Origin of the sequence: Micromonospora sp. NPDC051141 (genome assembly GCF_044455765.1) — a bacterium.
Classification (GTDB): Bacteria; Actinomycetota; Actinomycetes; order Mycobacteriales; family Micromonosporaceae; genus Micromonospora.
Map to the genome: position 1 here is coordinate 68,992 of NZ_JBITFD010000021.1, position 11,132 is coordinate 80,123.

The following is an 11,132-nucleotide window of genomic DNA, read 5'->3' on the forward strand; positions in this document are numbered from 1 at the left end:
AATGAGGGCATTCGCCGAGGATCCAATGTCTTCTGACGATTCGTCTTGCCAGCTCCGGCACCCGTTCCGATCGTGGTGCGTCCCTCTCGATCACGCTCTTCTCCTCTCCCGGATGGCAGGCCCCGGCCGCGGAGGCGATGTCACGCAGCCGGGACGCCATCCCTACGCTTCCCTGTTGTACCCGACAGTGTCAAGTATGACAGCTGTCAGGAGTAACAGTCTCACGTTGCATAGCTTTGGGTCATGGTCCGCAATCTGTACGGCAGCGCCGAGCTTCAGGAGCGCCTCGGCGTCTCTCGGGCGCGAATCGTGCAGATCACCAGTCGACCCGACTTCCCTGCGCCGTTCGACCGGCTCGCCGGCGGAGCGGTGTGGCTGGTGACCGACGTGGAGGCGTGGATCTCGGAGCACCGGCCCTGGCAGGCGCAGGGCACGGATCCGGACGAGCGCTGACTTCCCGGTAGCGCCGCTGGGTACGCGTACTCAGCAGGAATCCGGTGCCACGGCTCAGGTGTCGGCGCGTCGGCGTCGGCAGGATCCTTGTCATGGCCGAGACACTGCACCGACCCGCCGCCCTGCGTACCGTCGACCTGCCGTTGCCCGGCGAGGTCGCGCTGTCGGCCACCGGCCGCGCGGTGGCCACGCTGGTCCGGCTGGTCGGCCGGCGCCCGGCCGGGTGGCGGTGGCTGGCCCGGCGGCACCACCCGGCGCTCGACCGGCTGGCCGAGGCGAACGCGCGGGCGGCGTGCGTGCGGGCGGCCCGGCGGGTGCCGGCCTACCGCGAGTTCCTGCGGGCCCGTCCGGCGGGCGTCCGCCGCCGGCTGCGGGACTTCCCGGAGACCGACAAGCTCGGGTACGTGGTGGGCCACGACGCCGCCGCCCGGTGCCGGCGGGGGCGGCTGCCGGAGCGGGGCGTGGTGGTCGACGAGTCGGCCGGGTCGTCGGGGCGGCCGTTCAACTGGCCGCGCGGCGAGCGGGAACTGCGGGCGGTGCACCGGGACATCGCCGGCTACACCGGGCTGGTGTTCCCGATGCGCCGGCCGTTCGTGATCAATGCGTACTCGATGGGGGCCTGGGCGACCGGCACCACGACCGGCGCGGCGATGGCCCGGATCGCGGTGGTGAAGAACACCGGGCCGGACCTCGGCAAGATCATCGACACGTTGCACGAGTTCGGCCCGGGGCACGACTACCTGGTCACCGCGTACCCGCCGTTCCTCAAGCACCTGCGCGACCGGCTGGACGCCGAGGACTTCCCCTGGTCGCGGTACCGGATCTTCGGTAGCTGCGGCGGGGAGGGGATGACCGAGGCGCTGCGGGACTACCTGGAGCAGCGGTTCGTGCGGGTGCGTTCGGCGTACGGGGCGTCGGACCTGACCATCGGCATCGGCGCGGAGACCCGGTTCACGGTGTGGCTGCGGCGCCGGCTACGGACCGACCCGGGGCTGCGCGCGGACCTGCTCGGCGACGGCGAGCAGCGGCTGCCGATGGTGTTCCAGTACAACCCGTTCGCGACCTATCTGGAGACCAACGAGCGGCGCGAGTTGGTCTGCACGGTGGCCGGGCCGGACGTGCTCCAGCCCCGGCTGCGCTACAACGTCGGCGACGAGGCGCTGCTGGTGCCGTACCGCCGGATCGCCGAACTGGCCGCGGCCGACCCGGTGCGCGCGGCCGAGTTCCGCGCCGCGACGGCCGAGGAGCGGATGACGCTGCCGTTGCTGCTGCTGTTCGGCCGGCGCGACTCCACGATCTCCTACCTGGGCGCGAACCTCTACCCGCAGGACGTCGAGTACGGCCTCTACACCGGCAACCCGCACGCCGCCGCGATCAGCCGGTTCTGCCTGGCGCTGGTCGAGGACGCGACGCTGGAGACCCGGCCGGTGATCCACGTCGAGCTGCGCGGCCCGCTCGCCGCCGCCGACCGCGCGGCGCTCGCCGCCGCCTGCCGCGACGGGGTACGCCGGCACCTCACCGCGGTGTCGCGCGACTTCGCGCAGTCCCTGCTGGAGGACCCGTCCGCCGGTGACCTGCGGGTCGAGCTGCACGAACCGGGAACCGGCCCGTTCGCCGGCCCGCAGAAGATCAAGAACGCCTACCTGGTGAGGTGACCATGCGTACCCGAGACTTCTCCCGCGCCCCGGCGCAGGCCCGCGCCGGCGCGATGTTCATCGGCGGCACCCGCTACGCGAGCCCGCTGGTGCTGCTGCGGCTGGCCCCCGACTGGTTCCGGATGGTGCGCGACATGCGCCGGATGTCCGGCTACTGCTGGCACACCGTCTACTGGCAGTTTCCCCTGACGTTGGGCACGATCGCGTTCTTCACCGACCGGGACGCGATGCTGCGCTTCGCGCGTACCCGGCACCACCGCAAACTGATGGCCTGGCTGACCGACGGCGGGCGCAACGCGACCGCCGGGTTCATCCGGCTCTACACGGCCTCGCCGGACGGCTACTCCAACGGCGCGTGGCGGGCCGAGGACGGCGCGATGGGCCACATCGACACGTTCACCCCGCTGGGCGTGGAGACCACCGGACCGGCGGTACGCCGGTGAGCGGACACCGGTTCGAGCGGGTCACCGGCCGGCGCGGCCTCGCCGAGTTCCTCGCGCTCACCGACCGGCTGTACGCGGACGAGCCACGGTACGTGCCGACGCCCCGGCAGCAGATCCGCCGCTGGTGGGCCGACGGCGTGCCGCTGTACGTGCTGCGCGACGCCGACGGCGCGGTGGTCGGGCGGACCACGCTGCACACCGACGCGGACCTGGACGCGAAGCTGGGCCGCCGGTGCCAGTTGTTCGGGCTCACCGAGTTCACCGCGCCGGCCGCCGGGCCGCTGTTCGACGCCGTCACCGCGCACGCCGGCGCCGACCGGGACCTGCTGTTCGGCCCGGTGGCGCTGCTGCCCAACCAGGCCGGCGGCGTGATCACGTCCGGGTTCGACGACCGGGGCTTCACCGACAGCGCCTGGAACCCGCCGCGCTACCCGGCCGCCTACGAGGCGTACGGCTTCGCCCGCCGGTTCGTCTCCGACACCTGGATCTGCCCGGTGGCGGCCCCGGTCGAGCCGCCGCCGGCGTTGGGCGGGCAGCCGGACGGCGCGCGGCTGGAGCTGCACCGGGGCGACGCGCGGCGCCTCGACCAGCAACTCGACCTGCTACGCGGCATGCTGAACGACTCGTTCGCCCAGCTCGGCTACTACACCCCGATCTCCGCCGCGCAGTTGCGCCGGCAGACCGACGGGCTGGCGTACCTGCTGGACTCCGCGCTGCTGCTGTACCTGACCCGGGACGGGCAGCCGGTGGCGTTCGTGCTCTGCGTACCGGACATCAGCGCGTTCCTGGTCGCGGCGCGCGGCGACCTGGGCCCGGTCAACCAGCTCCGGCTGTTGGCCACCCGCCGCCGGTACCGCCGCGAGGCGGTGCTGATCGTCAAGGGTGTGCTGCCGGAGTTCCAGGGGCGCGGCTACCAGCGGCTGCTCTCCGCGCACCTGCACCACAACCTGCACGCCGGCGGCTACACCACGCTGCGCAGCACCTACGTCGGGCGGGACAACCCGGCCTCGGCGGCGCAGTACCGCCGGCTCGGTGGCCGCCCCCTGCACGGTTACACGTTCTACGCGAAGGAGCGATGACATGGACCTCGCCGCGTTCCGCGCGTTGGAGCCGCTGTGTTGGCGTGCGCCGAGCGCGCACAACACCCAACCGTGGCGGCTGCGCTACGAGCGCTGGGCGATCACCGTCGGCTGGGACCCGGCCGACATGCTGCCGGCCGGCGACCCGAGCGGGCGGGACCTGCGGCTGTCGCTCGGCGCGTTCGTGGAGACCTGCCTGATCGTCGCCGCCGACGCGGGGCTGCGACTGGACTGGGTCGCCGACCACGACGAGCACGACCGCCGGGTGGGTCGGCTGCGTCCGGCGCGGCAGCCGTACCGTACGCCGTTCCGCACCTCGGAGGTCTGGGACCGGCGTACCGACCGGGGCCGGTTCACCGGCGGCCCGGACGCCGACGTGCTCGCCGCCGTCGACGCCGTGGCCCGGCGGGCCGGCGGCGGGGTCCGCCTCGTGCCCGGCGCCGGGCGGCTCGGCGCGTTGCTGCGCGCCGCCGACCGGCAGGTGTACGCGGACCCGGCGGTGGTGGCCGAGCTGCGTCGCTGGCTGCGGCTGGACCCGGGGCGGCCGGACTACCGGGCCGACGGGCTGAGCGATCGTTGCCTCGGGTTGTCCCGGCCGGCCGCCGCCGGGCTGCGGGCGGCGCTGGCCGCGTATCCGGTGCTGCGCCCGCTGGGGTTGGCCCGGCTGCTCGCCGCCGGCGACGATCCGCTCGCCCGCGGCGGTGCGGTGCTGGCGCTGGTGGCCCCGCCCGACCTGGACGCACCCGGCGAGGTCGAGTTCGGCCGGGTGCTGATGCGGGTGTGGCTGACGCTGCACGCCGCCGGCCTGGCGGCGCACCCGTTGAGCCAGCTCGTCGACGTCGCCGCCACCCGCGACGTGCTCGGCGCGCTGCTCGACGTGGCGCCGCAGCGGGTCGTGCACGTGACCCGGGTGGGGCGGCCGGTCGCGGCGGCGCCCCGCTCGGCCCGCCGCGTCGGCGGTGGGGGAGCGGGCCGTCGGGTCGCCGCCTCCGGCGGACCGAAGTGCGTGAGCGATAACAATGCCGTCCTGGTGGTGTCGCGGGGTGCTGTCACGTTCGGTGGGTGACGTACCCGAACTTTCGCGAAACCTGGTCGTCATCTCTTGACGGTCGCCGTACTCATCCATGAGAGTCCATATGAGTCGATGCGGCGCGCGATCGGGAGCTCGGCGCCGGCAGGTGGTGAGTCGACGGGGCGCGTGGTGCTTGGGCCGCATCTGTTAGCGCTAACAGACTCTCCCTGTCAGTGGGACGTTGGCCGACGGGCAGAGCGTCACCCAGCTCTGGGGCGGTCGCAACGCGCCCTCCGGCAGCACCCAGAACGTCTCCAACGAGGCGTGGAACGGCAGCCTGGCCGCCGGCGCCTCCACCACGTTCGGCTTCACCGCCAACGGCACGGCGACGACGCCGTCGCTCACCTGCACCCGCCTCTGATCCGCGTGCCCGGGAGAAGACCATGTCAGAAGTGACCCGAAGAAACGTTCTCAAGGCTTCCGCGGCGGGCGCCGGCGCCGCGCTGGCGCCGGCCGCCTGGACCGCCGCCGCCCGCGCCGGCTCGGCGGCGCCACCCGAGGTGCTGGCCGCGAACGATCTGGCGCTGTGGTACGACGAGGAGGCCGGCACCGACTGGCTGCGGGCCCTGCCCATCGGCAACGGGCGGCTCGGCGCGATGGTGTTCGGCAACGTCGACACCGAACGGCTCCAGCTCAACGAGGACACGGTCTGGGCCGGCGGCCCGTACGACTCCGCCAATACCCGGGGCGCGGCCAACCTGGCCGAGATCCGGCGGCGCGTCTTCGCCGACCAGTGGACCTCGGCGCAGGACCTGATCAACCAGACCATGATGGGGACCCCCGGCGGTCAGCTCGCCTACCAGATCGTGGGCAACCTCCGGCTCGCCTTCGGTTCGTCCGGTGGGGCGACGCAGTACCGCCGGACGCTCGACCTCACCACCGCCACGGTCACCACGAGCTACGTGCTGGGCGGCGTACGACACCAGCGGGAGGTGTTCGCGAGCGCGCCCGACCAGGTGGTCGTGGTCCGGCTGACCGCCGACCGGGCGAACTCGATCAGTTTCTCCGCCACCTTCGACAGCCCGCAACGCACCACCGTGTCGAGCCCGGACTCCGCCACCATCGGGCTCGACGGCATCTCCGGCAGCATGGAGGGCGTCACCGGCTCGGTGCGGTTCCTCGCCCTGGCCAACGCCGCCGTGACCGGTGGCACGGTCAGCAGCTCCGGCGGGACGCTGCGGGTCTCCGGCGCGACGAGCGTCACGCTGCTGATCTCGATCGGCTCCAGTTACGTCAACTACCGCACCGTCAACGGCGACTACCAGGGCATCGCGCGCAACCGGCTCAGCGCCGCCCGGAGCGTGGCGGTCGACCAGTTGCGCAGCCGCCACCTCGCCGACTACCAGGCGCTGTTCAACCGGGTCACGATCGACCTGGGCCGGACGGCCGCGGCCGACCAGCCGACCGACGTCCGGATCGCGCAACACGCGAGCACCAACGATCCGCAGTTCGCCGCGCTGCTGTTCCAGTTCGGGCGGTACCTGCTGATCTCCTCCTCGCGTCCGGGCACCCAACCGGCGAACCTCCAGGGCATCTGGAACGACTCGCTCGCCCCGTCCTGGGACTCGAAGTACACGATCAACGCCAACCTGCCGATGAACTACTGGCCGGCCGACACCACGAACCTGTCCGAGTGCTTCCTGCCGGTCTTCGACATGATCAAGGACCTGACGGTGACCGGCGCGCGGGTCGCCCAGGCGCAGTACGGCGCCGGCGGCTGGGTCACCCACCACAACACGGACGCGTGGCGGGGCGCCTCGGTCGTCGACGGGGCGCTGTGGGGCATGTGGCAGACCGGTGGCGCGTGGTTGAGCACGCTGATCTGGGACCACTACCTGTTCACCGGCGACCTCGGGTTCCTCCAGGCCAACTACCCGGCCCTGAAGGGCGCCGCCCAGTTCTTCCTGGACACCCTGGTCGCCCACCCGACGCTCGGCTACCTGGTGACGAACCCGTCGAACTCGCCGGAGCTGCCGCACCACGCGAACGCGAGCGTCTGCGCCGGCCCCACGATGGACAACCAGATCCTGCGCGACCTGTTCGACGCCGCGGCCCGGGCCAGTGAGGTTCTCGGCGTCGACACCACGTTCCGGTCCCAGGTGCGCACCGCCAAGGACCGGCTGCCCCCGAGCCGTGTCGGCTCCCGCGGCAACGTCCAGGAGTGGCTCGCCGACTGGATCGAGACCGAGCGGACCCACCGGCACGTCTCCCACCTGTACGGGCTGCATCCCAGCAACCAGATCACCAGGCGGGGCACGCCGGCGCTCTACGAGGCCGCCCGCCGGACGCTGGAGCTGCGGGGCGACGACGGGACCGGCTGGTCGCTCGCCTGGAAGATCAATTTCTGGGCCCGGCTGGAGGACGGCGCCCGCGCCCACAAACTGCTGCGTGACCTGGTGCGCACCGACCGGCTCGCGCCGAACATGTTCGACCTGCACCCGCCGTTCCAGATCGACGGCAACTTCGGCGCCACCTCCGGCATCGCCGAAATGCTGCTGCACAGTCACACCGGCGAGCTGAACGTGTTGCCCGCGCTGCCCAGCGCCTGGCCCGCCGGGCAGGTCGCGGGCCTGCGCGGTCGGGGCGGGTACACGGTGGCGCTGGCCTGGTCGAACGGCCAGCCCGACGAGATCGTCGTCCGCGCCGACCGCGACGGCACGCTGCGGTTGCGGTCCCGGCTGTTCACCGGCGGCTTCACCCTCGTCGACGCCGGTGACGGCAGCACGCCGGCCACCACCCGACCGGAGACGGACGTCGTCCAGTTCACCGTCCGGGCCGGCCGCACCTACCGGGCGGCGCGACCGGGCGTGACGCCGACACCGACGCCGACCGTCACGCCTCCGCCCCCGCCCACGCCCACGGTGAGTCCGACACCGACGCCGACCACCGGCTCGCCCGCGCCGTCCGGCGCCCGGGCGACGTACGCGGTGACGGGCTCCTGGTCGGGCGGCTTCCAGGGCGAGGTCACGGTGACCGCCGGCGCCACCGCGATCCGCGGCTGGACGGTGTCCTGGACGTTCCCCGACGGGCAGGTCATCAGCCAGATCTGGGGCGGCTCCCACACCCAGAGCGGCGCGAACGTGTCGGTGCGCAACGTCGACTACAACGGCGCGCTGGCGGCCGGGGCGTCCACCACGTTCGGGTTCATCGGCACGGTCACCGGCGCCAACAACCCGCCGACGAACCTCACCTGCACGACCACCTGACCGGGCGGGAACACCCCGGGGCGGGCGGCGTCAGACCAGCAGCGTCTCGCGCAGCCGCGCCCCGGGGTTGATCCGACCCACCACCCGGGGGGCGGCCGGGTCGTACACGTCGATGCTGTGGTTGCGGCGCATCATCTCGCGGACCGGCGGCGGCAGTCGGGGCGGATCGTCCATGGTGGCGAGCACCTGCGCGGCGGTGCCGGTGAGCCGCTCGACCAGCGTTGCGCTGTCGGTGTCCACCCGCACCCGGCCGAACTCCCAACCGGCGGTGGTGAGGTCGAGCACCTCGAACAGGCGGGTCACCAACGGCTGCGGGTCGGTCACCCGGTCGAGGCGCTTCGCCCGGCCGCCGACCACCGTGACGGCGGCGGCCACCTGCGCGTACGGGTGCAGCCCGCTGGGCAGCGCGGCGAGCGGCCAGCGCAGCCACTGCCCGGCCTCCTTCCACAGGGGCCGGTAGTTGCGACGGTGCACCAGCAGCCGCCGGCCGGTGCGCCGGTACACCTCCTGCGCCTGGAACTGGAGGTCGGCGTGGGCCTCCTCGGCGGCCTCGCACACGATCCCGGCGGCCACCACCAGACCGTCGTCGTCGGCGAGCAGCCGACCGATCGCGTCGACCTGCTCGGAGAACCGGATCGGGGCGTGCGCGCCGTAGGAGTGCCGGACGTCCCGCAGCAGTGTCCGCTGGCGTTCGGGGTCCAGTTCGACCCCACCGCCGCCGCCCAGCAACCGCCGGAGCCAACCCATCGTGCCTCGCTTCCGTCGCCGTCTGCGGACCGGGCAATGCTAGTGCGTCGGTGGATGCTCGTATGGTGACGGGGTGGCTGAGCGATCCCTGACCCTGATGGCGGTGCACGCGCACCCCGACGACGAAGCGACGAGCACCGGCGGCGTCCTGGCCCGCTATGCGGCCGAAGGCGTCACGACAGTGCTCGTGACCTGCACCGACGGCCGGTGCGGCGACGGCCCCGACGGCGTCAAGCCGGGCGAGGCCGGGCACGACCCGCAGGCCGTGGTGGCGATGCGCCGGGCGGAGCTGGCGGCCAGTTGCGAGTCGCTGAAGGTCACCCACCTGGAGACGCTCGACTACGCCGACTCCGGGATGATGGGGTGGGCCACCAACGACGCGCCCGGCGCGTTCTGGACCACGCCGGTCACCGAGGCGGCCGACCGGCTGGCCGAGCTGATCCGGCGTTACCGCCCCGACGTGGTGGTCACCTACGACGAGAACGGCTTCTACGGCCACCCCGACCACATCCAGGCGCACCGCATCACGATGGCCGCGGTGGAGCGCACCGGCATCCCGGCGAAGGTCTACTGGACCACGGTGCCGCGCAGCGCGTTCCGGGAGTTCGGCAAGGTCATGCAGGAGATCGGGGTGGAGTTCCCGGATCCGGAGGCGACCGACTCGACGCCGGCGCTGGGCCTGCCCGACGAGGAGATCACCACCTGGGTGGACACCCGAGCCCACGGCGAGCAGAAATTCGCCTCGCTGGCCGCGCACGCCAGCCAGGCGGAGAACATCTTCTTCCTGCGCCTCGGGCAGGAGCGGTTCGTCGAGCTGATGGGGACGGAGACGTTCGTCCGGGTCCGCGACACCACCGGCGCGCCGACGCCGGAGGACGACCTGTTCGCCGGTCTGCGTTGACGGCACGGCCGGCACCGGTCAGGCCGCGGTGGTCTGCGCGGCCAGACGCTCCAGCACGGCACGGACGTCGCCGCCGGTGTCGGCCATGATCCGCCGTTGCCGGGTGGCGCCGGTGCCGTCCCTCCGGAGCCGCGCCGCCTCCCGCAGGACCAGCTCCCGGTCCCCGTGCCGGGTCAGCGCGGGCGCGACGGTGGCGAGCAGCTCGTCGACCAGGTCCCAGGCCGGCCGGGGTCGGCCGGTGCGCAGGTCCACCAGCTCACCGTCGAGGCCGTCGTGGGCGGCCCGCCAGTGCGCGGCGGCGACCAGGCAGTCGCGGATCCGCGGCGCGGGGACGCCCGCGCGGATCTCGTCGATCATGGTGGCGACCAGCGCCCGGACCAGCCCGGCGACGAGCACGGTGTCGTCGACGGTGGGGCAGACGTCGCCGACCCGGATCTCCACGGTCGGGTAGGACGCGGACGGCCGGGCGTACCAGTAGACCATCGCGGCGTCGAGCATGATCCCGGCGGTGATCAGCTCCTGCACGGTGGCGTCGTAGTCGGCGGCGGAGTCGAAGTGCGGCGTGGGCCCGATGCTCGGCCAGCGTTCCAGCTGCATCGAGCGCCAGCTCGCGTGTCCGGTGTCCCGCCCGTCGTGCAGCGGCGAGTTCACGGTGAGCGCCTGCACCACCGGCAGCCACGGGCGCAGGTGGTTGCAGACCCGGACGGCGAGTTCCCGGTCGGGCACCCCGACGTGGACGTGACAGCCGCACACCGCCGGGTCGTGGGCGACCGGCCCGAACCGGCGGGACATGTCGTGGTAGCGCGGCTCGTCGGGCACCGTGCGGTGGGCCTCGCAGACCGGGGTCGCCCCGACCGCCACCAGCCGCGCCCCGACCGCGTCGGCGGCCCGAGCGGCGGCCCGACGCAACGCGACGAGGTGCTCCCGCAGCGACGCCAGGTCGAGGCTGACCGGGGTCACCATCTCCACCATGCTGTGCCGGAACTCCTGCCGGCTCTGCGCGCGGGCGATCCCGGAGAGCGCGTCGCGGACCCGGTCGGCGACCGGCATGCTCTCCCCGGTCACCGGGTCCAGCAGCAGGAACTCCTCCTCCACCCCGAGCGTGAGCGGGTCGGCGGTCGCCGGGGCGTCGGTCGGTCGCGGTCGCACCGCCGTTCCGGGCCGGTCGTCGCGGGGCTGCGCCATGTCTCGACGGTACGAGGCCGGTGGCCTCCCGGATGCCGTTTCCACCGACCCCGCGGGCTCCGCACGCGGGGTCGGTGACGAACGGGGTACGGCGTCAGCAGTCGAAGTACATCGCGAACTCGTGCGGGGTGGGCCGCAGGCGCACCGGGTCGACCTCGTTGGCGTTCTTCCAGTCGATCCAGGTGGAGATCAGGTCGTCGGTGAAGACGCCGCCGTCGAGCAGGTAGTCGTGGTCGGCCGCCAGCGCCTCCAGCGCGTGCGACAGCGATGCGGGGACCTGCTTGACGTCGCCCCATTCCTCCGGGGGGAGGTCGTAGAGGTCCTTGTCGATGGGGGCCGGGGGTTCGATCTTGCTCTTGATGCCGTCGAGGCCGGCCATCATCATCGCGGA

10 protein-coding genes and 1 pseudogene are annotated in these 11,132 nt (G+C 73.1%); 8 read left to right on the forward strand and 3 right to left on the reverse strand.

Annotated features, from left to right (window positions below):
* Positions 1-243 precede the first annotated feature (243 nt).
* The 7 genes from ACIA6B_RS29945 to ACIA6B_RS29975 all read left to right on the forward strand — a co-directional run bounded on the left by ACIA6B_RS29945 (position 244) and on the right by ACIA6B_RS29975 (position 7,908).
* Entirely contained in the window at positions 244-453 is a 210-nt protein-coding gene (locus ACIA6B_RS29945; protein WP_396778481.1) for a helix-turn-helix transcriptional regulator, read from the forward strand.
* Between the two features lie 92 nt (positions 454-545).
* Positions 546-2,108 (forward strand): phenylacetate--CoA ligase family protein, encoded by a 1,563-nt coding sequence (locus tag ACIA6B_RS29950; RefSeq protein WP_396778483.1) that lies wholly within the window; start codon positions 546-548, stop codon positions 2,106-2,108.
* Positions 2,109-2,110: 2 nt separating this feature from the next.
* Positions 2,111-2,551, forward strand: coding sequence for a DUF4188 domain-containing protein (locus ACIA6B_RS29955; RefSeq protein ID WP_396778485.1), 441 nt, complete (start codon positions 2,111-2,113; stop codon positions 2,549-2,551).
* Positions 2,548-3,630, forward strand: coding sequence for a GNAT family N-acetyltransferase (locus tag ACIA6B_RS29960; RefSeq protein WP_396778487.1), 1,083 nt, complete (start codon positions 2,548-2,550; stop codon positions 3,628-3,630). The genes ACIA6B_RS29955 and ACIA6B_RS29960 overlap by 4 nt, the downstream gene beginning before the upstream one ends.
* A gap of 1 nt (position 3,631) precedes the next feature.
* The gene (locus ACIA6B_RS29965) at positions 3,632-4,696 is read left to right on the forward strand and encodes a nitroreductase (protein WP_396778489.1); all 1,065 of its coding nucleotides are present in this window, start codon (positions 3,632-3,634) and stop codon (positions 4,694-4,696) included.
* Positions 4,697-4,883: 187 nt separating this feature from the next.
* Positions 4,884-5,063: a cellulose binding domain-containing protein gene (locus ACIA6B_RS29970; RefSeq protein ID WP_396778491.1), complete on the forward strand. Its 180-nt coding sequence runs from the start codon at positions 4,884-4,886 to the stop codon at positions 5,061-5,063.
* A 22-nt stretch (positions 5,064-5,085) separates the two neighbouring features.
* Positions 5,086-7,908, forward strand: coding sequence for a glycosyl hydrolase family 95 catalytic domain-containing protein (locus ACIA6B_RS29975; RefSeq protein WP_396778497.1), 2,823 nt, complete (start codon positions 5,086-5,088; stop codon positions 7,906-7,908).
* A gap of 30 nt (positions 7,909-7,938) precedes the next feature.
* Here the strand turns inward: ACIA6B_RS29975 and ACIA6B_RS29980 are convergent, their stop codons facing one another.
* The gene (locus tag ACIA6B_RS29980; protein ID WP_396778499.1) at positions 7,939-8,655 is read right to left on the reverse strand and encodes a hypothetical protein; all 717 of its coding nucleotides are present in this window, start codon (positions 8,653-8,655) and stop codon (positions 7,939-7,941) included.
* Positions 8,656-8,728: 73 nt separating this feature from the next.
* Here ACIA6B_RS29980 and ACIA6B_RS29985 point away from each other — a divergent pair, with 73 nt between their 5' ends.
* Positions 8,729-9,556 (forward strand): PIG-L family deacetylase, encoded by an 828-nt coding sequence (locus ACIA6B_RS29985; protein WP_396778501.1) that lies wholly within the window; start codon positions 8,729-8,731, stop codon positions 9,554-9,556.
* 18 nt (positions 9,557-9,574) lie between these two features.
* Here the strand turns inward: ACIA6B_RS29985 and ACIA6B_RS29990 are convergent, their stop codons facing one another.
* Complete coding sequence (locus ACIA6B_RS29990) at positions 9,575-10,741, reverse strand: glutamate--cysteine ligase (RefSeq protein ID WP_396778503.1); 1,167 nt, start codon at positions 10,739-10,741, stop codon at positions 9,575-9,577.
* A 94-nt stretch (positions 10,742-10,835) separates the two neighbouring features.
* Positions 10,836-11,132, reverse strand: a pseudogene (locus ACIA6B_RS29995) (type I glutamate--ammonia ligase); the annotation flags it as partial.

Coding starts and splice junctions, on each gene's coding strand:
- ACIA6B_RS29955 (WP_396778485.1), top strand. CDS start 2,111: ATGCGTACCCGAGACTTCTCCCGCGCCCCGGCGCAGGCCCGCGCCGGC.
- ACIA6B_RS29990 (WP_396778503.1), bottom strand. CDS start 10,741: ATGGCGCAGCCCCGCGACGACCGGCCCGGAACGGCGGTGCGACCGCGA.
- ACIA6B_RS29950 (WP_396778483.1), top strand. CDS start 546: ATGGCCGAGACACTGCACCGACCCGCCGCCCTGCGTACCGTCGACCTG.
- ACIA6B_RS29965 (WP_396778489.1), top strand. CDS start 3,632: ATGGACCTCGCCGCGTTCCGCGCGTTGGAGCCGCTGTGTTGGCGTGCG.
- ACIA6B_RS29975 (WP_396778497.1), top strand. CDS start 5,086: ATGTCAGAAGTGACCCGAAGAAACGTTCTCAAGGCTTCCGCGGCGGGC.
- ACIA6B_RS29980 (WP_396778499.1), bottom strand. CDS start 8,655: ATGGGTTGGCTCCGGCGGTTGCTGGGCGGCGGCGGTGGGGTCGAACTG.
- ACIA6B_RS29945 (WP_396778481.1), top strand. CDS start 244: ATGGTCCGCAATCTGTACGGCAGCGCCGAGCTTCAGGAGCGCCTCGGC.